The organism is Jannaschia helgolandensis (genome assembly GCF_900109285.1).
GTDB lineage: Bacteria > Pseudomonadota > Alphaproteobacteria > Rhodobacterales > Rhodobacteraceae > Jannaschia > Jannaschia helgolandensis.
Window position 1 is genome coordinate 926,553 of sequence record NZ_FNZQ01000001.1, and the last position, 20,693, is coordinate 947,245.

Annotated in this window: 27 protein-coding genes; 20 read left to right on the top strand and 7 right to left on the bottom strand. The window is 62.2% G+C overall.

The annotated features are described in order from the left end of the window. Positions 1 to 37: 37 nt before the first annotated feature. A complete protein-coding gene (mdh, locus tag BMY38_RS04500; protein ID WP_092760137.1) occupies positions 38 to 1,000 on the bottom strand; it encodes a malate dehydrogenase in 963 nt (320 codons plus the stop codon). Between the two features lie 159 nt (positions 1,001 to 1,159). Continuing rightward, positions 1,160 to 1,501, bottom strand: coding sequence for a hypothetical protein (locus tag BMY38_RS04505; protein ID WP_175495765.1), 342 nt, complete (start codon positions 1,499 to 1,501; stop codon positions 1,160 to 1,162). Between the two features lie 262 nt (positions 1,502 to 1,763). Between BMY38_RS04505 and BMY38_RS04510 the strand changes: the two genes are divergently transcribed. Genes BMY38_RS04510 through BMY38_RS04530 form a run of 5 tightly spaced genes read left to right on the top strand, consistent with a single transcriptional unit; the run spans position 1,764 to position 5,131 of the window. Then, entirely contained in the window at positions 1,764 to 2,621 is an 858-nt protein-coding gene (locus BMY38_RS04510; protein WP_092760139.1) for an HpcH/HpaI aldolase/citrate lyase family protein, read from the top strand. A 3-nt stretch (positions 2,622 to 2,624) separates the two neighbouring features. Then, entirely contained in the window at positions 2,625 to 3,170 is a 546-nt protein-coding gene (locus tag BMY38_RS04515) for an NnrU family protein (RefSeq protein WP_092760141.1), read from the top strand. 1 nt (position 3,171) lies between these two features. Then, complete coding sequence (locus BMY38_RS04520) at positions 3,172 to 3,378, top strand: DUF1737 domain-containing protein (protein ID WP_092760143.1); 207 nt, start codon at positions 3,172 to 3,174, stop codon at positions 3,376 to 3,378. After that, positions 3,375 to 4,400 (top strand): MaoC family dehydratase, encoded by a 1,026-nt coding sequence (locus tag BMY38_RS04525; protein ID WP_092760145.1) that lies wholly within the window; start codon positions 3,375 to 3,377, stop codon positions 4,398 to 4,400. The genes BMY38_RS04520 and BMY38_RS04525 overlap by 4 nt, the downstream gene beginning before the upstream one ends. Before the next feature lie 38 nt (positions 4,401 to 4,438). Further along, positions 4,439 to 5,131 carry a DUF4344 domain-containing metallopeptidase gene (locus BMY38_RS04530; RefSeq protein ID WP_175495766.1) on the top strand — a complete coding sequence of 231 codons (693 nt, stop codon included), beginning with the start codon at positions 4,439 to 4,441 and terminating at the stop codon, positions 5,129 to 5,131. A gap of 68 nt (positions 5,132 to 5,199) precedes the next feature. Here the strand turns inward: BMY38_RS04530 and BMY38_RS04535 are convergent, their stop codons facing one another. After that, complete coding sequence (locus tag BMY38_RS04535) at positions 5,200 to 5,529, bottom strand: DUF3140 domain-containing protein (protein WP_092760149.1); 330 nt, start codon at positions 5,527 to 5,529, stop codon at positions 5,200 to 5,202. A gap of 248 nt (positions 5,530 to 5,777) precedes the next feature. Between BMY38_RS04535 and sdhC the strand changes: the two genes are divergently transcribed. From sdhC to BMY38_RS04585, 10 genes are all read left to right on the top strand, one after another. Continuing rightward, a complete protein-coding gene (sdhC, locus tag BMY38_RS04540) occupies positions 5,778 to 6,161 on the top strand; it encodes a succinate dehydrogenase, cytochrome b556 subunit (protein WP_092760151.1) in 384 nt (127 codons plus the stop codon). A gap of 13 nt (positions 6,162 to 6,174) precedes the next feature. After that, positions 6,175 to 6,546, top strand: coding sequence for a succinate dehydrogenase, hydrophobic membrane anchor protein (gene sdhD / locus BMY38_RS04545; RefSeq protein WP_092760153.1), 372 nt, complete (start codon positions 6,175 to 6,177; stop codon positions 6,544 to 6,546). A 12-nt stretch (positions 6,547 to 6,558) separates the two neighbouring features. Beyond that, positions 6,559 to 8,370: a succinate dehydrogenase flavoprotein subunit gene (gene sdhA / locus BMY38_RS04550; RefSeq protein ID WP_092760155.1), complete on the top strand. Its 1,812-nt coding sequence runs from the start codon at positions 6,559 to 6,561 to the stop codon at positions 8,368 to 8,370. A 46-nt stretch (positions 8,371 to 8,416) separates the two neighbouring features. Then, entirely contained in the window at positions 8,417 to 8,578 is a 162-nt protein-coding gene (locus BMY38_RS18035; protein WP_175495767.1) for a hypothetical protein, read from the top strand. Positions 8,579 to 8,586: 8 nt separating this feature from the next. Further along, positions 8,587 to 8,877, top strand: coding sequence for a hypothetical protein (locus tag BMY38_RS04560; RefSeq protein WP_092760159.1), 291 nt, complete (start codon positions 8,587 to 8,589; stop codon positions 8,875 to 8,877). After that, positions 8,874 to 9,110, top strand: a complete 237-nt coding sequence (locus BMY38_RS04565) for a hypothetical protein (protein ID WP_139204652.1) — start codon at positions 8,874 to 8,876, stop codon at positions 9,108 to 9,110. Before BMY38_RS04560 ends, BMY38_RS04565 begins: the two co-directional genes overlap by 4 nt. Further along, positions 9,110 to 9,907: a hypothetical protein gene (locus BMY38_RS04570; RefSeq protein WP_092760163.1), complete on the top strand. Its 798-nt coding sequence runs from the start codon at positions 9,110 to 9,112 to the stop codon at positions 9,905 to 9,907. Before BMY38_RS04565 ends, BMY38_RS04570 begins: the two co-directional genes overlap by 1 nt. Then, entirely contained in the window at positions 9,897 to 10,217 is a 321-nt protein-coding gene (locus BMY38_RS04575; protein ID WP_092760165.1) for a hypothetical protein, read from the top strand. The genes BMY38_RS04570 and BMY38_RS04575 overlap by 11 nt, the downstream gene beginning before the upstream one ends. Before the next feature lie 12 nt (positions 10,218 to 10,229). Next, positions 10,230 to 11,009, top strand: coding sequence for a succinate dehydrogenase iron-sulfur subunit (locus tag BMY38_RS04580; protein WP_092760167.1), 780 nt, complete (start codon positions 10,230 to 10,232; stop codon positions 11,007 to 11,009). Positions 11,010 to 11,173: 164 nt separating this feature from the next. Then, positions 11,174 to 11,704: a redoxin family protein gene (locus BMY38_RS04585; RefSeq protein ID WP_217638779.1), complete on the top strand. Its 531-nt coding sequence runs from the start codon at positions 11,174 to 11,176 to the stop codon at positions 11,702 to 11,704. A gap of 54 nt (positions 11,705 to 11,758) precedes the next feature. Here the strand turns inward: BMY38_RS04585 and BMY38_RS18040 are convergent, their stop codons facing one another. Continuing rightward, positions 11,759 to 11,932 (bottom strand): hypothetical protein, encoded by a 174-nt coding sequence (locus BMY38_RS18040; RefSeq protein WP_175495768.1) that lies wholly within the window; start codon positions 11,930 to 11,932, stop codon positions 11,759 to 11,761. Between the two features lie 265 nt (positions 11,933 to 12,197). Between BMY38_RS18040 and BMY38_RS04590 the strand changes: the two genes are divergently transcribed. Next, a complete protein-coding gene (locus BMY38_RS04590) occupies positions 12,198 to 13,403 on the top strand; it encodes a type III PLP-dependent enzyme (RefSeq protein WP_092760171.1) in 1,206 nt (401 codons plus the stop codon). A 168-nt stretch (positions 13,404 to 13,571) separates the two neighbouring features. On the opposite strand, the gene deoD is transcribed toward BMY38_RS04590, so the two are convergent. The 3 genes from deoD to BMY38_RS04605 all read right to left on the bottom strand — a co-directional run bounded on the left by deoD (position 13,572) and on the right by BMY38_RS04605 (position 16,680). After that, entirely contained in the window at positions 13,572 to 14,276 is a 705-nt protein-coding gene (gene deoD / locus BMY38_RS04595) for a purine-nucleoside phosphorylase (RefSeq protein WP_092760173.1), read from the bottom strand. Positions 14,277 to 14,345: 69 nt separating this feature from the next. Then, complete coding sequence (locus tag BMY38_RS04600) at positions 14,346 to 14,651, bottom strand: H-NS histone family protein (RefSeq protein ID WP_092760175.1); 306 nt, start codon at positions 14,649 to 14,651, stop codon at positions 14,346 to 14,348. A 67-nt stretch (positions 14,652 to 14,718) separates the two neighbouring features. Then, the gene (locus BMY38_RS04605) at positions 14,719 to 16,680 is read right to left on the bottom strand and encodes an ethylmalonyl-CoA mutase (RefSeq protein WP_092760177.1); all 1,962 of its coding nucleotides are present in this window, start codon (positions 16,678 to 16,680) and stop codon (positions 14,719 to 14,721) included. A 177-nt stretch (positions 16,681 to 16,857) separates the two neighbouring features. Here BMY38_RS04605 and BMY38_RS04610 point away from each other — a divergent pair, with 177 nt between their 5' ends. The 4 genes from BMY38_RS04610 (at position 16,858) to BMY38_RS04625 (ending at position 20,686) form a co-directional block, all read left to right on the top strand. After that, the gene (locus BMY38_RS04610) at positions 16,858 to 18,225 is read left to right on the top strand and encodes a 1-acyl-sn-glycerol-3-phosphate acyltransferase (RefSeq protein WP_092760179.1); all 1,368 of its coding nucleotides are present in this window, start codon (positions 16,858 to 16,860) and stop codon (positions 18,223 to 18,225) included. Positions 18,226 to 18,333: 108 nt separating this feature from the next. Next, positions 18,334 to 19,626: a crotonyl-CoA carboxylase/reductase gene (gene ccrA, locus BMY38_RS04615; RefSeq protein ID WP_092761197.1), complete on the top strand. Its 1,293-nt coding sequence runs from the start codon at positions 18,334 to 18,336 to the stop codon at positions 19,624 to 19,626. Between the two features lie 198 nt (positions 19,627 to 19,824). Next, the gene (locus BMY38_RS04620) at positions 19,825 to 20,016 is read left to right on the top strand and encodes a hypothetical protein (RefSeq protein WP_092760181.1); all 192 of its coding nucleotides are present in this window, start codon (positions 19,825 to 19,827) and stop codon (positions 20,014 to 20,016) included. Beyond that, the gene (locus BMY38_RS04625) at positions 19,976 to 20,686 is read left to right on the top strand and encodes a helix-turn-helix transcriptional regulator (protein WP_092760183.1); all 711 of its coding nucleotides are present in this window, start codon (positions 19,976 to 19,978) and stop codon (positions 20,684 to 20,686) included. Before BMY38_RS04620 ends, BMY38_RS04625 begins: the two co-directional genes overlap by 41 nt. Positions 20,687 to 20,693: the final 7 nt, after the last annotated feature.

The following is a 20,693-nucleotide window of genomic DNA, read 5'->3' on the forward strand; positions in this document are numbered from 1 at the left end:
CTTGCGCGCCCTGCCGAGGGCGCGCAAGGCGTGTGACTCAGGTCAGGCTGGGGTCTATTGCCTTGCAGGCCTCGACCAGACCCTTCACGGCATCTACCGATTTGTCGAACATCGCCTGCTCGTCGCGGGTCATCCTGATATCGACGATGCGCTCGATTCCGCCCGCCCCAATCACTGTCGGAACGCCGACATACATGCCGTTCAACCCAAGCGCGCCATCGACATAGGCTGCACAGGGCAACAGGCGCTTCTGATCCTTGAGATAGGCTTCTGCCATCTCGATTGCGGAGGACGCCGGGGCATAGAACGCCGAGCCGGTCTTGAGCAGGCCGACGATTTCCGCACCGCCGTCACGGGTGCGCTGAATGATCGCGTCGAGTTTCTCCTGGCTCGTCCAACCCATCTCGACCAGATCGGGCAGGGGAATGCCGCCGACCGTGGAATAACGCGCCAGCGGCACCATCGTGTCGCCGTGTCCACCCAGAACGAACGCGGTGACATCACGCATCGAGACGTCGAATTCCTCCGCCAGGAAGTGACGGAAACGGGCCGAATCGAGGACCCCGGCCATGCCGACCACCTTTTCATGCGGCAGGCCCGAGAATTCGCGCAACGCCCAGACCATAGCGTCGAGCGGGTTGGTGATGCAGATGACGAAGGCGTCGGGGGCATTGTCGCGGATGCCTTCACCCACGGCCTTCATGACCTTGAGGTTGATGCCCAGCAGGTCGTCGCGCGACATGCCCGGCTTGCGCGGCACGCCAGCGGTGACGATGCAGACGTCTGCACCCGCGATATCTGCATAATCGTTGGTGCCGCGCAGTTTGACGTCGAACTTCTCGACCGGGCCGGATTCGGCAAGGTCGAGGGCCTTGCCCTGCGGCGTGCCTTCGCTGATGTCGAAGAGGACGACGTCCCCCAGTTCCTTGAGGGCGACCAGATGGGCGAGCGTGCCGCCGATCTGTCCGGCACCGATGAGAGCGATCTTGGGTCGGGCCATGTCTGTCTCCGATATGTCCGCATGAATCCGGCGGAGGCGTAGCGGATGCGCGCCCCCAAGCGCAAGGGTGCGCGGTTGCTGTGATCAACGCTGCTGTGTTGGCGCGGGGGCGAACGACCCGACCCTTGCCGGTCGGGCCAGGGGGCCATGCGCCCGCGATCAGGTTTCGGCGTCGGCCAGATAGGCCAGATCGTCCATCCGATCTTCCCAGGCCTGACCGGACGCGACAAGGCACATGCGCCCGTCGGTCAGTGTCACGGTGATCGTCCACGTGCCCGTCGCCTCGGACGCGAAAACCTCGAGGACGCGGTTTTTCTTCCCGATGCCGATGCCGCGACGGGTTTCACCGAACTGACTGGAAAGTTTCGCGACCATATCACCGCGCGGCCCGCAGGCGGCCTGTTGCGCGCCCTGTTGGGCATGCGCGGGCAGGGCGAACAGGGCCAGGGCCGCGCCGATCAGTGTGGCGTAAAGGGACATCATCAACTGGGTCTTGGTCATATCGCATTCCTTTCGTGGCGATGACCGGCCGTGACAGGAACGAGAAAGCTGCCGGGCCATCTCATCCATTGGCGGCCAGGTCGTTTGGCCCGAAGTGATGTCAGGGAAGCTGCCTGAAACCTGCGAATAAACGGTTAACGGTCGGACGCCCCGCCACGCCGCGAAGCAGCAGGCACAGGCGAACGATTCGTGCGACGGATGGCAAAAACTCTTGTCATTCGTTGCGCATGGTGCTTCGAAGCGACGCCAAGGAGACCTTGTCATGCGCCAATCAGACCGTCCTGTCCGCTCCGTCCTTTATATTCCCGGCTCCAAGCTGCGGGCGCTGGAAAAGGCCCGTACGCTGCCGGTCGATGCAATCATTTTCGATCTGGAAGATGCCGTCGCACCAGACGAAAAGGTAAGCGCCCGCAATACTTTGGCGGATGCCCTGAAATCAGGTGGTTTCGCGCCGCGTCAGTGCATCGTGCGCATTAACGGAACCGATACCAAATGGGGTGCCGACGACCTGGCGATGTTCGCGCCACTGGCACCCGACGCGATCCTGCTGCCCAAGGTGAACACGTCCGAGGACGTTGCTGCGGCTGCGAAAGAGTTGACCGGCGAGACGCTGATCTGGGCGATGATGGAGACACCGGAGGGTATTCTGAACGCCGCCGCCATTGCCCGTGCACCCCGCATGGGGGGATTCGTGATGGGCACGAACGATCTTGCCAAGGACCTGAATTGCCGGGATCGGGCGGATCGTCTGCCCCTGATGACGGCGCTTCAGACCTGTCTGCTGGCGGCGCGGGCGGCAGGAATCCCCTGCGTCGACGGCGTCTTCAATGCGTTCAGGGACGACAACGGTCTGCGCGCCGAATGCGAACAGGGCTGCGACCTGGGGATGGACGGCAAGACGCTGATTCATCCTGCACAGATCGCCATCGCCAATGCCGCCTTCGGTCCGACCGATGCCGAGGCCGAACTGGCCCGGCGCCAGATTGCGGCCTTTGACGCCGCGATCGCCGAAGGGAAGGGCGTTGCCGTGCTGGATGGGCGCATTATCGAGAACCTTCATGTGGACACGGCCCGCCGGACACTGGCAAAGCTGGCCGCGATTGCCGCATTGGAGAGCTGAACCATGTATCTTCTGATTCTCGGTCTCGCCCTTTGGGCCGGGGCCCATTTCTTCAAACGCCTGGCCCCTGCCGTCCGCGCAAAGATGGGCGCTTCGGGCAAGGCGCTGGTGGCGGCGCTGTCCGTCCTGGCCATCGTGCTGATGGTGATGGGATACCGGGCGACCGATTTCGTTGTGATCTGGGAACCGCCAGCGGGCATGCGGCATCTCAACTACCTTTTGATGGTGGTGGCATTCTACCTGTTCGGTGTCGGCGCGGCCAAGGGCACGACCGCAGGCTGGCTGCGCCATCCGCAACTGTCTGCCGTGATTGTCTGGGCCGTCGCGCACCTACTGGTGAACGGCGATCTGTCGGCCATCGTCCTGTTTGGCGGGCTGCTCGTCTGGGCAATTGCCGAAGTGATCGTGCTGAACCGAACCACCACATGGGTCCGTCCTGCCGACGTGTCGATCAAGGGCGATGCGAAAGCTCTCGTGATCGGTCTGATTGTCATGTCCATCGCCATCGCCATCCATATCTGGCTTGGCGTCAACCCGTTCGGAGGCTGATATGTCCACGCTCTACCGTCTGCTGACTGCCGAGGATTCATCGGCATTCTGTCACAAGATCACGGATGCACTGGCCAAGGGATGGGTTCTGCATGGATCCCCCTGCTATGCTTTCGACCCGGCGACGAACGTCATGCGGTGCGCGCAGGCGGTGACCAAGAACATCGATGCGGAGTACACACCCGACATGAAGCTGGGAGCGCAATGACCAAGACCAATCCGGGCCGCTTCTTCGAAGACTACACGATCGGCCAGACCATTCGTCACGCCGTCCCCCGGACCGTCGCGGAAGGGGAACGGGCGCTATACACCGCGCTCTATCCTCAGCGATTCGCCGTCGCGTCGTCGGACGCCTTCGCGCTGGAGTGCGGGCTGGACGGCAGTCCGATTGACGATCTGATTACGTTCCACACGGTTTTCGGCAAGACCGTCCCCGACATTTCGCTGAACGCCGTGGCCAATCTTGGATACGCCGAAGGCCGGTTCCTGCAATCCGTGTTTCCGGGCGATACGCTGCGGTCGGAATCCGAGGTGATCGGGCTCAAGCAGAATTCGAACGGCAAATCCGGAGTGGTCTGGGTTCGAACCACCGGTCTGAACCAGTCGGATGAGCCGGTGCTGAGCTATGTGCGCTGGGTCATGGTCCGCAAGCGCGACGTGGATGCCCCCGCGCCGGAGACGGTGATCCCGGATCTGGCCGACGTCGTTCCGCCCGAGGCCCTGATCGTGCCCGAGGGACTGACCTTCGACAGCTACGATTTCGCCTTGGCCGGAGAGCCGCATCGCGCTGCCGATTACGAGATCGGCGAGCGCATCGACCACGTCGACGGCGTTACCATCGAGGAGGCGGAGCATATGCTCGCCACGCGCCTGTGGCAGAACACGGCCAAGGTGCATTTCGATGCCACGCATCGCGAGGATGGCAGGCGTCTGATCTATGGCGGCCATATCATCAGTCTTGCGCGTGCCCTGTCGTTCAACGGGTTGGCCAACGCGCAGATGATCGCGGCGATCAACGGCGGCGCTCATGCGAACCCGTGCTTTGCGGGCGACACCGTGCGGGCCTGGTCCGAGGTGCTGGACCGGGCTCAGGTCGCGCCCGGCATTGCAGCGCTGCGCCTGCGGCTGGTGGCGACGCGGGGGGCGGCGTTCGCATTGCGGGGCGAGGACGGCAAATATCTGCCCGACGTCCTGCTGGACCTCGACTATTGGGCACTGATACCGGCCTGAGGCTTGTTCGACGGGGCGAAATGCGGTCTGATCGTCGTATGATCCGAGCGGCTGCCCTGCTTCTGGGCCTGATGGCCGCCACGCCCGCCGCGGCGGATTTCGTGCTGAGCAACCTGCGGTTCACACTGTATCACGAGGTCGGGCATGCCGTGATAGACCAGATGCGTGTGCCGCTGTTCGGGTCCGGGGAGACGGCGGCGGATGGCTTTGGCCTGATGGTCGCCGACCGCCTGCACTCCGAAACCGAGATGCGCGAGATCATCACCGATATGACGCGTCTTGGCCGGACCGAGGCGGCGCGGGAAATATTCGACCCCTGGTCCGAATACATGCCCGGCGCACAGCGGATGTCGCGCGCGATCTGTCTGTGGTTCGGCCTGAAACCGACGGAGCGCGGCGATCATGCCCGCGCATTGGGAATGCCCCCCCAGGAAGAGTGGGCCTGCATCGAGAATGCCCGCGCCCTGCGCTCCGCGTGGACACCGATCCTTGATGATCTTCGACCCGACGGGACAGGCGGCGTCAGCCTGCGGGTTGCCGCCACCGGCAAGGCGCTGCGCCTGCTGGCCCCGGACATCGCGCGTCTGAACAAGGAGATCGCACTGCCGCGTCCAACGCCGGTAACCATCGAAAACTGCGGAGAGGACAATGCCTATTATTATCAGTACGATGATCGAATCGTTATCTGTGCCGAACTGGTCACCGGGCTGCGTCGGGATGCCCTGCGCTGACCGTGGTAACAGGCGCCGGACAAAAGTCGGAAACGTGACTGACGGAACCGATGCGCCGGACCCCAGCGTCAGGATTTCAGCGGGTCATGTCCCCAGTTCATCAGCGAATAACGCCATGCTGACGTCCGGACACCGCTATCGGGGCCGCCCTGTGCCAGATGCCGTTTGATAAAGCCCACGACCTTGGCCATGTGATCCCAGTCGGCGTCGGTCAGGTCGTCCTTGGTGGCGCGTCGGATCTCGACGATGCGACGACCCGAGCGGTGACCTTTGGACTCGCCTTCGCCGGCACCGACCGATTTGCTTTCTTCCGTTTCCAGCCAGTCTTCCAGCTCCTTCGGGGCCATGTTGACCAGATCTCTCCATTCGTCCCAGACGGTTTCGCGTGACTTCGACATGACTTACCCCGTTTTTGCACGTTCAGGCTTCAAACCTGCGCATCCGGACCACGGTTCCGGCAATTCTTGTGATCACGGCAACCAAGCTGTGATCACGGATTGCAGGTATTCGGGATATTTCCGGCGTCTGCGACCGTGCGCCCCCGTGACTCCGCCGTTAAATCCGCTAGGATTACGGGCGAACGAGAACAATCCGACGACTTGGGCGACTCCATCGGTCCCGGTCGCAGCAGCCAAGGAGGTCCGCGATGGCCGACGTGAACCGGGGCAATCGCCCGCTCAGTCCGCACCTGCAAATCTATCGCCCGCAGATGACGTCGATATCCTCGATCCTCATGCGGATATCGGGCAATGCGCTGATCGTGGCGGCCCTGATGATCACATGGTGGTTCGTGGCCGCCGCCGCAGGGCCGGATGCCTTTGCGACCGCCGACGCTTTCCTGACCTCGTGGTTCGGTAAACTGGTGTTCATCGGCTCTATCTGGGCGATCTGGTATCATCTGCTGGGCGGGATCCGCCATCTGATCTGGGACACCGGCCGCGCGCTGGACGTTGCTACCGCTGAAATGATGGGATGGGGCATGGTCGTCGGGTCGATCCTGCTGACACTCATCACCATCGCTATCCTGTAAGGGGCCTGCACACATGGCATATCTCACCGATCGCAAGCGCGTCGAAGGTCTTGGCGCCGCAGGCTCCGGCACGACGCATCACTGGCAGCAGACGATCCTTTCCATCGCGCTGGTCGTTCTGATCCCCTTGTTCATTTTCACGTTCGGCACGGTTCTTGGCGGCACCTACGAAGAGATTGTCGCTTATTACTCCCGCCCCGTTCCGGCATTGATTGCGCTGTTGACGCTGGTTGTGGGTTGGGTTCACTTCGCCAAGGGTGTTCAGGTTCTGATCGAGGACTATGTGTCCGGTTCGACCCGCAAGTTCATGATCGTCGCGACCAACTGTGTCAGCTATGCTGCTGCGCTGGCGGGCGTTTACGCCATCGCCCGCCTGGCGCTGTAAGGAGAACGACAGATGGCTGCTTACGAATACGAGACGCATGAATATGATGTGGTCGTGGTGGGGGCCGGCGGTGCCGGCCTGCGCGCGACGCTCGGCATGGCCGAACAGGGCCTGCGCACCGCCTGCGTGACCAAGGTATTCCCGACCCGGTCGCACACCGTTGCCGCGCAGGGCGGCATCGCGGCCAGCCTTGGCAACATGGGCCCCGACAGTTGGCAATGGCACATGTATGACACCGTCAAGGGGTCGGACTGGCTTGGCGATACCGATGCGATGGAATACCTCGCCCGCGAAGCGCCCAAGGCGGTTTATGAGCTGGAACATTACGGCGTGCCGTTCTCCCGCACCGAAGAAGGCAAGATCTACCAGCGTCCCTTCGGCGGCCACACCACCGAATTCGGCGAAGGCCCCCCGGTGCAGCGCACCTGCGCCGCCGCCGACCGTACCGGCCACGCGATCCTGCACACGCTCTACGGTCAGAGCCTGAAGCAGAAGGCCGAGTTTTTCATCGAATATTTCGCGATCGACCTGATCATGTCGGAGGACGGCACCTGTCAGGGCGTGCTTTGCTGGAAGCTGGACGACGGCACCCTGCACCTGTTCAGCGCCAAGATGACGGTGCTGGCAACCGGCGGTTATGGCCGTGCCTATTTCTCGGCGACCTCGGCCCATACCTGCACCGGCGACGGCGGAGGTATGGTCGCGCGTGCGGGCCTGCCGTTGCAGGACATGGAGTTCGTGCAGTTCCACCCGACCGGCATTTACGGCGCCGGTTGCCTGATTACCGAGGGCGCGCGCGGCGAGGGGGGATACCTGACCAATTCCGAGGGCGAGCGGTTCATGGAACGCTATGCCCCGACCTACAAGGATCTGGCGTCGCGCGACGTGGTATCGCGCTGCATGACGCTGGAAATCCGCGAGGGGCGCGGTGTCGGCAAGGACAGCGACCATATTCACCTGAACCTCAGCCACCTGCCGCCGGAAACGCTGGCCTTGCGGCTGCCGGGCATTTCGGAGAGCGCGCGCATCTTCGCCGGCGTCGATGTCACCAAGGAACCTGTGCCGGTTCTGCCCACGGTCCACTACAATATGGGTGGCATCCCGACGAATTACTGGGGCGAAGTGCTGGCCCCGTCTGACGGCAAGGACGATAACGTCGCGCCCGGTCTGATGGCCGTGGGCGAGGCGGGCTGTGCCTCCGTTCACGGTGCGAACCGTCTGGGCTCGAACTCCCTGATTGACCTCGTGGTCTTCGGCCGCGCCGCCGCGATCCGGGCTGGCGAAATCGTCGACCCATCGACCCGCGTTCCCGAGCCGAACATGCGCTCGGTCGAGATGGCACTGGCCCGCTTCGACGGTCTGCGCCACGCGCGCGGTCAGGTCGCCACCGCCGAGCTGCGTCTGGAAATGCAGAAGACGATGCAGGACGACGCCGCCGTCTTCCGCACCTCCGAAACCCTGGCCCAGGGCAAGGACAAGATGGAGGATATCGCAGGCAAACTGTCGGATGTCGCCGTCACGGACAACACGCTGATCTGGAACTCCGACCTGATGGAGACATTGGAACTGGCCAACCTGATGCCCAATGCCGTGGCCACCGTGGTCGCCGCCGAAGCCCGCAAGGAAAGCCGGGGTGCCCACGCGCACGAGGATTTCCCCGATCGCGACGATGAAAATTGGCGGAAGCACTCGCTGACCTGGTTCAGGGGCGACGCGATGAAGGCCGATCTGGGATATCGCGGTGTCCACGTAAACCCACTCACCAGTCACAACGACGGCGGCATCGACCTCAAGAAGATCGCGCCGAAAGCCCGTGTTTATTGATCGAAGCCCATTGGCAACCGTAGGGCACATCGCGGCGGCCTTCGCTTTGACCAGCGTTGCAGCCTGCGTCCCCAACACGCCCGAGGCGAGGCGCGCGGCTTATCTCGACTGCGCCCGCGATCAGGGGTTGGTCGTGGAGAACGATACGATCCGCACGTCCAGCGCGGATCTGTCGCGGTTGGATGCCTGCGAGGCGTTGCCCCGATGATCCGGCACATGCTCTTTCTTCTGCCTCTGGTCGCGACAGCCTGTGCACCGGTTCCGATGACGCCGGAACGGGCTGCCCGCCAGTGCCGCGCCGAGGCTTCGCAGGCCGACGGCATCTCGGGCAGCGTGGGCGCGGGGGTCAGCAACCGGGGGTCCTTCGGGACTGGTTCGATCACGATCACAAACCGTGTCTTCAACCCGCAGACCGAAGCCGAGTTCGTCGCCGACTGCATCGCCCGCCGTATGGAAGGCCGCCCGGAGCCGACGACTTTCGGCGTTTCCATCGGAGGCCGGACATGAGGCCGGACATGACGCGCGCCGCGATCCTTCTGGTCGGCATCGTTTTGACCGGCTGTAACGCCGCGACGGGCGGAGCTCCGGTCACCGTGGCCGACGGGTCGGTCCAGCCCGGGCTGGCATCCTGCCTGACGGCCATCGGGCGTTCCGATGTTGCCGCCGACCCCGACGCTGCGATGAGCGATGCCGAGATCGAGGCGCTGCTGACCTGCACCGCCGACAGGGCAGGTCGCTGATGGACCTTATCGCCCCCCGCGTCCTGTGCATCGGCACGCACCACAAGACCGGGACGCTGTGGATGCGGACCGTGTTCCGCAAACTGGCGCAGGCGCTGGGTATCGAGTCGCATCAGGTCTTTGCGGGCAGTGGTGACGGCATGGTCCCTGCCGCCGACCGGGTGTTTCTGTTCCAGTGGTCGTCGGCATTTCCGCCGGTCATCCTCGACCGCCCCGACGCGCGCATCCTGCATGTGATCCGCGACCCGCGCGACGTGCTGTTGTCCGGCATGCGATATCATCGCACCGCGCCTGCGGGCGGCGAGGAATTCCTGCATACCCCCCGCGCCGATCTGGACGGATTGACCTATCAGCAGCATCTGAACGCACTGCCCCACGACAGCGCCCGCCTGATGTTCGAGATGGGCGAAAAACATGCGGAGACCCTGACCGCGATGACCGCGTGGGACTACGCCCGTGACAATACGATCGAAGCCCGGTTCGAGGATCTGATGCAGGACCATGACACCCGTGGCTTCAGCGATCATCTGCGCAATCTGGGTCTTCCCGAGGTCGAGGTGGCCCAAGGCGCGCGTATTTTCTGGGACAGCGCCCTGTTCGGCGGGCTGGCCGCACCCGAGGCGCGGGCCGACCGGGTCAAGGCGCATGTCACCGGGGGCACCGATTCCGGCTGGCGCGACGCGCTGCCGGGCGATGTGGCACAGGCCTATGCCGCGCGGCATGGTGACGCACTGATGACCCTCGGTTATGAAACCCATCCGACCAACTGGTTAACGGAGGTTCGCAATGCGGCCTGACCTGCTTCTGGCGCTTCCCTTGCTCTTGGCGGCCTGCACGTCGCCCATCGCCGATACGTTGGCGCGGGATGCGGCCAAATCTGCGGTGAACCCCGTGATCGCGGCGCGCTTTCCCGGCATTCCGCTGGAACCGGCGACGAACTGCATTATCGACAACGCCTCGGCCGGGGAAATCGTGCAACTGGCGACCCTGGCCGGTTCAGGCGCGAATGACGCCGCCACGCGCATTGTGCTGGATATCGCCCAGCGTCCCGACACGATCCGGTGCATCGCGACCGAAGGTCTGCCGGTGTTGCTGAACACCCTCTAGGAGGTCCGAGACATGGTCCAATTCACCCTTCCCAAGAACTCGAAGATCACCGTCGGCAAGACCTGGCCCAAGCCCGAAGGCGCGGACAACCTGCGCAAGTTCCAGATCTATCGCTGGAACCCGGAGGATGGGAAAAACCCGCGGCTCGACACCTATTGGGTGGACCTTGATACCTGCGGACCGATGGTTCTGGACGCGCTGATCAAGATCAAGAACGAGGTCGATCCGACGCTGACCTTCCGCCGCTCCTGCCGCGAAGGCATCTGCGGGTCCTGCGCGATGAATATCGACGGTGTGAACACGCTGGCCTGCACCTGGGGCATCGACGAGGTGAAGGGCGACGTGAAAATCTATCCGCTGCCGCACCTGCCGGTCATCAAGGACCTTATTCCCGACCTGACGCATTTCTATGCCCAGCACGCCAGCGTCATGCCGTGGCTGGAAACCAAGTCGAATGCACCTGCCAAGGAATGGCGCCAATCCATCGAAGATCGTGAAAAGCTGGACGGTCTGTATGAATGCATCATGTGCGCATCCTGTTCGACCGCCTGTCCGTCTTATTGGTGGAACGGCGATCGCTATCTGGGACCAGCAGCGCTTCTGCATGCCTATCGCTGGATCATCGACAGTCGCGACGAGGCCACCGGGGAGCGGCTGGACGATCTGGAAGATCCGTTCAAACTGTATCGCTGCCATACGATCATGAACTGCGCCAAGACCTGCCCCAAGGGTCTGAACCCGGCGCGCGCGATCCAGAATATCAAGAAGATGATGGTCGAGCGACAGCTCTGAACCTGAACCGCACTGAAACGGCTCCCGGCGCAAGCCGGGCCATTCCGGTGTCTGACTGTTCCGTGATCTGAGTGCATCTGCGAAGCCTCCCCTTGGCCGGTATGCGGGAGTGAAGAATGGGCGGCGGCGCTCTATTGCCTGAACAAACGAGATCAGGAACACAATTGAAAGGTCCCCCTATGCTCAGGATCAACGCCCCGGCACCCGCCCTTGGATTTCCGCTGCTGTCTGGCGACAGGTTCAACCTCACCGGGGAAACGCCCGAAAACTTCACCTTGGTGATTTTCTATCGCGGTCTGCACTGCCCGATTTGCCGCAAGCAGATCGAAACAGATGTAGTCCCGAACCTGAAAGCACTGGCTGAAAAGGGCGTAGATGTCGTCGCAGTTTCGATGGACGAGGAGGAGCGTGCCCGCAAGCAGGAGGCGGAGTGGAATTTCGGTGACCTGCGCGTAGGATACGCCCTGACGGAAGCCACGGCGCGCGAATGGGGGCTATATATTTCCAGCGCCCGCAATGGCAGCACCGAACCCGAGATTTTCTGCGAACCCGGCATGACGCTGGTGCGTGCCGACGGCAGCGTCTTTGCCCATTGGCAGCAATCCGTGCCCTTTGCCCGACCGGGCATGGGCGACCTGATCTCCGGGGTCGGCTTCATCGTCGACAATGACTATCCGGCGCGCGGCACGGCCTGACCCGCCCCGAACGGGGCCTCGGATGACCGGGCCCTTTCGACAAGCTCAGGGAATTTACGGTTGAACCTGTGCCCCGGTCGAGCTTGTGACCGTATCGCCCGAAATGGCGGTATCGGTCGTCGCTTCGATTTCGGCGGTGGTGTCGACGCGGTTGTTGGCAGCGGTCTGGCAACCTGCGACCAGCGCGATCAAGGGAAGGGCAAGGCTCAGCTTCAGGGTCCTGGACATAAGGTTTTTCTCCGTTTCAGTCTTCAGGTGAACCCCGCGGTGGCTTCGAATGTTCCGCGTTTGCGCGGGCCGCTGAAGCACAGGGCGAATTTTCTGAATTTTCCGTATTGACCCGAATCAGGTTTGGCCCCAAATGGCCCGAATAGACGCCAACGCACGCGCCTCTGGCACGGCTTAACGCACGGTTACGTAGCGACGGTAACGTCTCCTTGGAAGTGAGCGGTCTTAGTTGGGGGAACCCCCAAAATGGCCGGGTCTATTGGAGATGACCATGAACGCAGTAACCGGCTTTGGCCGTCCGTCCTTCGTCGCGACACCCGCCGTCGAATTCGCCACCTCGCGCGTCGCGTCCTACATTGCCGCCCATGATTTCGCGCATCCGACGCTGGTCATGGACGTCGATGCGGTCGAGCGTCAATTCAACGCTCTCTCTGACGGCCTGATGACCCGCACCGGTCGTGCCCACATCCATTACGCCGTCAAGGCTAACCCCCATCCCGCCATCATCGAGCGTCTGGTCGGGCTTGGCTCGGGCTTCGATGCCGCCTCCCGTGGCGAGATCGAGCTGGTTCTGGGTCAGGGTGCCGACGTCGATCACGTCTCCTTCGGCAATACCATCAAGAAGGCATCAGACATCCGTTTCGCCCATCACGCCGGCGTCACCCTGTTCGCCGCCGATGCCGAGGAAGAGCTGGACAAGATCGCCGAAAATGCGCCCGGCACCCGCGTCTACATCCGCGTCATCGTCGACAACGAAGAGGCGGACTGGCCCCTGTCGCGCAAGTTCGGTTGCGCCGCCGACAAGGTCATGACGCTGCTGGGCCGCGCCCGTGACCTGGGCCTGATCCCCTTCGGCCTGTCGTTCCACGTCGGATCGCAGACCCGTCAGGCCCGCATGTGGACCGGCACGCTCGATCAGGTTGCCGCCATCTGGCACCGCGCCAATGAGGCCGGTTTTGGCCTGCAACTGCTGAACATCGGCGGCGGTTTTCCTGCTTTCTATGGCGAAGATATCCAGCACCCCACTTCCTATGCCGCCGAGGTGATGGGTCTGATTGCCGACCGCTTCGGCGACGTCCCCCAGATCATGGCCGAGCCGGGCCGCAGCATGGTCGCCGATTGCGGTGCCATTGCCGCCGAAGTCATCCTTGTGTCGAAGAAGTCCGAGGACGACCTGCACCGCTGGGTCTATCTGGACATCGGCAAGTTCTCGGGTCTGGCCGAAACCATGGACGAAGCGATCCGCTATCAGTTCGTCACATCCCGTGATGGCGACGAGACCGGCGCCTGCGTTCTGGCTGGCCCGTCCTGCGACAGCGCCGACGTGCTCTATGAAAAGCGCCCGATCCAATTGCCCGTGACCCTTAGGGCCGGGGACAAGATCATCATCCGCAACTGCGGCGCCTACACGACGACCTATTCGTCTGTCGGCTTCAACGGCTTCCCGCCGCTGGATCAGATCGTCATCTGAGGCAGGCCATCGTATCGGACCGTCATCTGCCCCTGCCTGTCCCGGCGGGGGCATTTTCACGTCTGCACTGTCCTGCACGTCTGTGCGCATCGCCTGCACACCGCCGCCATCGTCCCCCGTGACCCGCGACCGGCCCGAGGCCATCTTTAACCCGCGCCGCAGATCCGTTCAGGCAAATGCCGCTTCCAGGGCGATCTCCACCATGTCTCCGAAGGATGACTGGCGGTCCGACGCGGGCAGGGCCTCCTGCGTGAGCAGATGATCGCTGACCGTTAGAACGGCCAGGGCGCGGCATCCATGCCGGGCCGCAAGACTGTACAGTTCCGCCGCTTCCATCTCGACGGCCAGAATACCGTGTCGCGTCATCTGTTCGTTCAGATCCGGCCGCTCGTCATAAAAGACGTCCGACGAATAGATGCCACCCACGTGAACATCGTTCGCCTTGGTCTGCGCTGCCGCATACGCTGCCATCAGCAGGCCGAAGTCGGCACAGGGGGCAAAGTTGATATCGCGCAGGATGCCGCGCGACGGGGTCGAGAGGCTGCTGGCGGTCTGCGCCAGCACGACATCGCGGATCTTGACATAGGGCTGCATCGCGCCGGCCGACCCGATCCGGATCAGCGTTCTGGCCCCGTATTTCGTGATCAGCTCATTGGCATAAATCGACAGGCTGGGCATTCCCATCCCGGACCCGTGGATCGTGACCCTGTTGCCGCGCCACATCCCCGTGAACCCCAACATCCCACGCACGTCGTTAACCAGTTCGGGGCTATCCAGAAACGTCTCCGCTGCCCATTTGGCGCGCAGCGGGTCTCCCGGCATCAGTACGGTTTCGGCAATCTGTCCGCGTCCGGCGCGAATGTGGGGGGTCATGACGGGGCCTCGGATATGAAAAAGGGACGCGGATCGGCGTCCCTTTTCCCAGAATTCCGAAGTGAAAGTCTAGATCGCCATATCTTCGGCGGACTTGCCGCTAGAAAGCGCATCCTTGAACCACTGCGGCTGACGCCCGCGGCCCGACCAGGTCTTTCCCGGATTTTCCGGATGGACGTATTTCGGAGCGGCTCCCCCGGACTTGCCCTTTTTCCCGCCAGCGAAGTCGTTCAGCGAATAGCCCATTTCCTTGGCCATCGCCTCCAGCTTGGACTGGGCTTCCCGCTTCTTGCGTTCGTCATAATTCTTGAGCGCCACAGTAACCTGCTTCTGAAGACTCTGCAGTTCTTCGCGGCTCATGTTGTCGAGCTTCATGATTTCCCCCTTTTTATCACAGACACCAATCCGCAATAGCCGCTGTCAATTTCATTTGCAATGACTGCTATTCGGCCGCCATTCCCGACGGGTCTGCCAGTGCGACGATATCGGCCATGATCCGGTTCAACTCGAAATCCTTGGGGGTATAGACGGCGGATACGCCAAGGCTGCGCAATCGATCTGCATCTTCCTCGGGAATGATGCCTCCCACTATGACGGGAACGTGGGTCAGACCGGCATCCCGCATTCGTGTCATTAATTCCTCGACCAGGGGCAGATGGCTTCCCGACAGGATCGACAATCCGACGACATGCGCGCCATTATCAATTGCTGCGCTGACAATTGCTTCGGGCGTCAGGCGAATGCCTTCATAGCGGATCGTCATTCCACAATCGCGGGCCCGCACGGCAATCTGTTCGGCCCCGTTGGAATGACCATCCAGTCCCGGTTTTCCCATCAGGAAGGTCAAACGCCGACCCAGCCGGTCCGAGACCGCATCGACCGCGGCGCGCAACTCGTCCAGTCCTTCGACCGCATTCGATGGCGACGCCGACACGCCCGTCGGACCCCTGTATTCACCATGAACGGCGCGCATCACGCCCGCCCATTCGCCGGTCGTCACGCCCGCTTTCGCCGCCGCAACCGACGGCGGCATGATGTTCGTGCCGTCCCGCGCAGCCTGTCTCAGGGCGGCCAGTGCCGCCTCGACTGCATGGGCATCGCGGGCCTCGCGCCAGGCGTTCAGTCGCCCGATCTGATCGGCCTCGACCGCCGGGTCCACTGTCATGATGCCGCCGTCCTCTCCCACCAGCGGCGATGGCTCGCCTTCGGTCCAGGCGTTGACGCCGACCACGGTGGTTTCGCCGCGTTCGATGCCGCCCAGACGCGCGGCATTTGATTCCACCAGCCGCGATTTCATATATTCGATGGCCGCGACCGCACCGCCCATTCCATCCAGAATAGCCAATTCCGCCCGCGCCTCGGTTTTCAGGGCTTCGACCTTCGCCGCCACGACCGGTGATCCGTCGAACAGGTCTCCGTATTCCAGAAGATCCGTTTCATAGGCCAGAACCTGCTGCATTCGCAGCGACCACTGCTGATCCCAGGGGCGCGGCAATCCCAGCGCTTCGTTCCATGCGGGCAATTGAACGGCGCGGGCCCGTGCCGATTTCGATAGCGTGACGGCAAGCATTTCCAGCAGGATGCGATAGACGTTGTTTTCCGGTTGCTGTTCCGTCAGGCCCAGCGAATTGACCTGAACGCCATAGCGGAACCGCCGGTATGTCGCGTCCTCGACTCCGTAACGCTCGCGACAAATCTCGTCCCACAATTCGACGAAGGCGCGCATCTTGCACATCTCGGTCACAAACCGGATACCGGCATTCACGAAGAATGAAATGCGCCCGACCAGTCTCGGGAAATCCCCGGCCGGAACCTTATCCTGCAATTCATCCAGAACCGCCGTTGCCGTCGCCAATGCGAAGGCCAGTTCCTGCTGCGGAGTCGCGCCTGCCTCTTGCAGGTGATAGGAACAGACATTCATCGGGTTCCATTTCGGAATTTCCGAATAACAATATTCCGCAACGTCCGAGATCAGCTTCATCGAGGGCTTCGGCGGCAAGACGTAAGTGCCCCGCGACAGGTATTCCTTGACGATGTCGTTCTGAACCGTCCCCTGCAACGTGGCGATATCCGCGCCCTGTTCCTCGGCCACCGCGACATACAGCGCCAGCAACCACGGTGCCGTCGCGTTGATCGTCATCGAGGTATTCATCTGCTCCAGCGGGATGTCCGCGAACAAAGCGCGCATATCGCCCAGGTGCCCGACCGGCACGCCGACCTTGCCGACTTCGCCCCGCGCCAGAATATGGTCGCTGTCATATCCGGTCTGCGTGGGCAGATCGAAAGCCACCGACAATCCGGTCTGCCCGCGTGCGAGGTTCGATCGGTACAGCGCGTTCGATTTCTCCGCCGTCGAATGACCTGCATAGGTACGGAACAGCCAGGGGCGATCTTTCTGCGTCACGGCAACCTCATGGGTAACAATATTTCTTGGTGGGTCGATTATCGGGAATATCAGGCAAGTGTCAATTCGCCGCGCTGCGGCAATATTGTGTGCGCAAATCTGTATGACCCGGGTAATACCATGGTATGCACCGTGATATGATCGCCATTATTCTCTGTTTCGGCTGACCGCTCGCACATGTTCCGCACCGTCGAACTGCCACTGTGGGCTGTCATCCTTCTGGTCATCTTCGCGACCGTGACGTTCGCATCTCACTTCCTGTTTCCATCTGTCCGATGGTACTTCCGCAAGCGGGCGGAACGCCTGATCGCGCAGTTGAACACAAGGCTCAAGGTTCCGATTCAGCCGTTCAAGCTGGCCCGTCGCATGGACACGATCAACCGGCTCAACCATGACCCCGAGGTCGCGCAAGCGATCGTCGATCATGCCCGCGAACAGGACATGCCCGAAGACGTCGCCTACGAAACCGCGCGCCGCTATGCGCGCGAGATTGTGCCGGGGTTTTCGGCGTTGCTGTATTTCGGCGTGGCAACCCGATTGGCCCGATGGTTGTCCCGGTCACTCTACCGTGTGCGTGTCACGGGCGAGGCCGAGGCCTTGGCTGGAATCGATCCGAAAGCGACGGTCATCTATGTCCTGAACCACCGGTCGAACATGGATTATGTGCTGGTCACATGGCTTGCCGCGCACCAGACCGCACTGGCCTACGCCGTCGGCGAATGGGCCCGACGCTGGCCCCTGGGTCCGCTGATCCGTGCAATGGGGGGGTATTTCGTGCGGCGGCGCAATTTGAATCCGCTCTATCGTCGCGTTCTGGCGCGGTATGTCCAACTTGCCACGGCCAACGGCGTGACCCAGGCGGTTTTCCCGGAAGGCCGATTGTCGCGGGACGGGGCATTGCAGGCGCCCAAGCTGGGCATTCTCAGCTACATCCTTGCGGACCATGACCCGGAAGACACGCGGGATGTCGTCTTCGTGCCGGTTGCGGTGAACTACGAACGTGTCCTGGAAGACCGCGTCCTGATTGTGGCCGGAGGCGAGACGGCGCACAGTTTCCGCCTGCGCTGGTGGATGGTGGCGCGGTACCTGTGGCGGCATTTGCAACTGCGCCTGACGGGACGTTTCACGCGGTTCGGCTATGCCGCCGTCGTCTTTGGGCGGCCGCTCTCGTTGCATCGCTTTCTCTGGCAGGGCCACGCCGATCCGGCTGCGGCCCTGGGCAATGCGCTGATTGACCGGATCGGGGAAGTTTTGCCGGTGCTTCCGATGGCGTTGGTCTGCGAGGCATTGACCAAAGGCGCCCGCGATGTTGCCGTGGTGGCCGCGCATCTGGAGACGCGGGCTGAAGACTGGCGCGAAGAAGGCCGCGCCGTCTACTATGCCCAACGCGAGGCTCGCGATACGGCAATGGTGGCGCTGCGAATGCTCGGGGTTAGAAAGGCGTTGCGACTCGACGGTGATCGGATTGTCCTCGCCGAGGACTGGCTGCCGGTGATTGCTTACTACGCGAATACTTTGCCGATGCAGAAAGTTAATGAGACATAAAATTACGTGAAGGAACTTTTCGGGGTTGGAAAGTTACGTGCACCTTGTTATTTTCACTGCAATGCAGCGCGAAGAATTCCGCGCTGCGGCATGATGGAGATGACCGAAATGGCTCTGGATACGCACGCTACACCGCCGACCTATGACGCGGTGGCCAAGGATCTTTACGAAATGGGCGAGATGCCCCCGATGGGCCATGTGCCAAAGCAGATGTATGCCTGGACCATTCGCAAGGAACGTCACGGCGAACCCGACACGGCGATGCAACAGGAAATCGTGGACGTTCCCGCCTTGGACAGCCACGATGTGCTGGTCCTCGTGATGGCCGCGGGCGTGAATTACAACGGTGTCTGGGCCGCGCTCGGTGTCCCGATCAGTCCGTTCGACGGCCACAAGGCCCCGTATCATATCGCCGGATCCGACGCATCGGGCATCGTCTGGGCGGTCGGTGACAAGGTGAAACGCTGGAAGGTCGGGGACGAGGTCGTCGTTCACTGCAATCAGGACGACGGCGACGACGAGGAATGCAACGGCGGTGACCCGATGTTCTCGACCTCGCAGCGGATCTGGGGATACGAGACGCCGGACGGCAGCTTCAGCCAGTTCACCCGCGTCCAATCGCAGCAGTTGATGCCGCGCCCCAAGCACCTGACGTGGGAGGAATCGGCCTGTTACACCCTGACACTGGCCACTGCCTACCGGATGCTGTTCGGGCACGAACCGCATGACCTGAAGCCCGGCCAGAACGTTCTGGTCTGGGGCGCGTCGGGCGGGCTTGGCAGCTATGCCATTCAGCTGATCAATACCGCCGGGGCCAATGCCATCGGTGTCATCAGCGACGAGGGCAAGCGCGATTTCGTCATGGGACTGGGTGCCAAGGGCGTGCTGAACCGCAACGATTTCAATTGCTGGGGCCAGATGCCCACTGTCAATACGCCCGAATACAACACTTGGTTCACCGAGGCGCGAAAGTTCGGCAAGGCGATCTGGGACATCACCGGCAAGGGCAACAACGTCGATATGGTGTTCGAACATCCCGGTGAGGCGACGTTCCCGGTATCGACGTTCGTCTGCAAGAAAGGCGGAATGGTCGTGATCTGCGCCGGGACGACCGGATATAACCTGACTTTCGATGTCCGTTACATGTGGATGCACCAGAAGCGGTTACAGGGCAGCCATTTCGCACACCTGAAGCAGGCGGCGGCGGCCAACAAGCTGATGGTGGAGCGTCGGCTGGACCCTTGCATGTCCGAATGTTTCGAATGGTCGGATTTGCCCGAGGCTCACATGAAAATGCGGCGCAACGAACATAAGCCCGGCAACATGGCGGTGCTGGTTCAGGCTCCGGTGACAGGTTTGCGAACCCTGGAAGACGTGATCGAGGCAGGCCCGTCCACCTGACCGAACCGATTCTGTCGAATACCACCAGGACAGGGTTCAAAATGTTCGTATTTCGTTCCAGCGGGCTTGCAGGGTCAGAGTGTTGCACTCCGGCACCCCACCAGATCGGGGGAGGAGGAATCCGCGAATATCCCCACGTCATCTGCCCCGACTAAGCTGTGGTTAATCATTCATTAACCTCCGTGAAAGGAATGTCGGATGTCGAAGGAATGGATCATCGACGTATTGGGCGATCTTCGCGGTTTCGCTCGGGCCAATGCCATGCCTGTTCTGGCAGATCAGCTGGAGGAGGCGCTCGTCGTGGCCGCCCTCGAAATCGCTCCGTCGCCCGGAACGCAGGCGGGGCCGGATGGCGCGGAAACTGGACGACATGCTGGAGCGGTTGGGTAAAACCACCAGTCTTTGCGATCTTCAAAAAACCGTTTTCGACCTGCGCGACGCCTATGAGGTCGAACATCTCGTCTACCATTCGGTAAAATCCAGCGGTGCGCAGTGGGCCGCACTGACCTATGCGCCCGAATGGGTCGATACCTATGTCGCCGAGAATTTTCAGACCATAGACCCCGTTGTCCTGTCCTGCTTTCGCGGGTTCAGGCCGATCGACTGGAAGACTCTCGACTGGTCGGGTCGCCCGGCCCGGACGCTTCTGGGCGAAGGGTTGGCGAACGGCCTTGGAAATCAGGGGGTCAGTCTGCCCATACGTGGGCCGTCGGGGCAGTTCGCGCTGTTTACCGTCAATCACAAGACCGGGGATGACAGTTGGGGGCGGTTCATCCGCCAGAACATGCACGACCTGTTGCTGGCCGCACATTACATCAACGAACGCGCGCTGGCGCTGGAGGGCGAGGGTCATGTCCCCCATCAGTCGCTGTCGCCACGCGAAACCGATGCGTTGACCCTTCTGGCCGCCGGGCGATCGCGCGCACAGGCGGCGGAGCGTCTGAAGATCAGCGAGCATACCTTGCGGGTCTATATCGAAAGCGCCCGGTTCAAACTGGGCGCGCTCAATACCACGCATGCCGTCGCCAGTGCCCTGTCGCGCGGCCTGATCGGCCTGTGACCCGTGA

Coding starts and splice junctions, on each gene's coding strand:
- mdh (WP_092760137.1), bottom strand. CDS start 1,000: ATGGCCCGACCCAAGATCGCTCTCATCGGTGCCGGACAGATCGGCGGC.
- BMY38_RS04505 (WP_175495765.1), bottom strand. CDS start 1,501: ATGACCAAGACCCAGTTGATGATGTCCCTTTACGCCACACTGATCGGC.
- BMY38_RS04510 (WP_092760139.1), top strand. CDS start 1,764: ATGCGCCAATCAGACCGTCCTGTCCGCTCCGTCCTTTATATTCCCGGC.
- BMY38_RS04515 (WP_092760141.1), top strand. CDS start 2,625: ATGTATCTTCTGATTCTCGGTCTCGCCCTTTGGGCCGGGGCCCATTTC.
- BMY38_RS04520 (WP_092760143.1), top strand. CDS start 3,172: ATGTCCACGCTCTACCGTCTGCTGACTGCCGAGGATTCATCGGCATTC.
- BMY38_RS04525 (WP_092760145.1), top strand. CDS start 3,375: ATGACCAAGACCAATCCGGGCCGCTTCTTCGAAGACTACACGATCGGC.
- BMY38_RS04530 (WP_175495766.1), top strand. CDS start 4,439: ATGATCCGAGCGGCTGCCCTGCTTCTGGGCCTGATGGCCGCCACGCCC.
- BMY38_RS04535 (WP_092760149.1), bottom strand. CDS start 5,529: ATGTCGAAGTCACGCGAAACCGTCTGGGACGAATGGAGAGATCTGGTC.
- sdhC (WP_092760151.1), top strand. CDS start 5,778: ATGGCCGACGTGAACCGGGGCAATCGCCCGCTCAGTCCGCACCTGCAA.
- sdhD (WP_092760153.1), top strand. CDS start 6,175: ATGGCATATCTCACCGATCGCAAGCGCGTCGAAGGTCTTGGCGCCGCA.
- sdhA (WP_092760155.1), top strand. CDS start 6,559: ATGGCTGCTTACGAATACGAGACGCATGAATATGATGTGGTCGTGGTG.
- BMY38_RS04560 (WP_092760159.1), top strand. CDS start 8,587: ATGCTCTTTCTTCTGCCTCTGGTCGCGACAGCCTGTGCACCGGTTCCG.
- BMY38_RS04565 (WP_139204652.1), top strand. CDS start 8,874: ATGAGGCCGGACATGACGCGCGCCGCGATCCTTCTGGTCGGCATCGTT.
- BMY38_RS04570 (WP_092760163.1), top strand. CDS start 9,110: ATGGACCTTATCGCCCCCCGCGTCCTGTGCATCGGCACGCACCACAAG.
- BMY38_RS04575 (WP_092760165.1), top strand. CDS start 9,897: ATGCGGCCTGACCTGCTTCTGGCGCTTCCCTTGCTCTTGGCGGCCTGC.
- BMY38_RS04580 (WP_092760167.1), top strand. CDS start 10,230: ATGGTCCAATTCACCCTTCCCAAGAACTCGAAGATCACCGTCGGCAAG.
- BMY38_RS18040 (WP_175495768.1), bottom strand. CDS start 11,932: ATGTCCAGGACCCTGAAGCTGAGCCTTGCCCTTCCCTTGATCGCGCTG.
- BMY38_RS04590 (WP_092760171.1), top strand. CDS start 12,198: ATGACCATGAACGCAGTAACCGGCTTTGGCCGTCCGTCCTTCGTCGCG.
- deoD (WP_092760173.1), bottom strand. CDS start 14,276: ATGACCCCCCACATTCGCGCCGGACGCGGACAGATTGCCGAAACCGTA.
- BMY38_RS04600 (WP_092760175.1), bottom strand. CDS start 14,651: ATGAAGCTCGACAACATGAGCCGCGAAGAACTGCAGAGTCTTCAGAAG.
- BMY38_RS04610 (WP_092760179.1), top strand. CDS start 16,858: ATGTTCCGCACCGTCGAACTGCCACTGTGGGCTGTCATCCTTCTGGTC.
- ccrA (WP_092761197.1), top strand. CDS start 18,334: ATGGCTCTGGATACGCACGCTACACCGCCGACCTATGACGCGGTGGCC.
- BMY38_RS04620 (WP_092760181.1), top strand. CDS start 19,825: ATGTCGAAGGAATGGATCATCGACGTATTGGGCGATCTTCGCGGTTTC.
- BMY38_RS04625 (WP_092760183.1), top strand. CDS start 19,976: ATGGCGCGGAAACTGGACGACATGCTGGAGCGGTTGGGTAAAACCACC.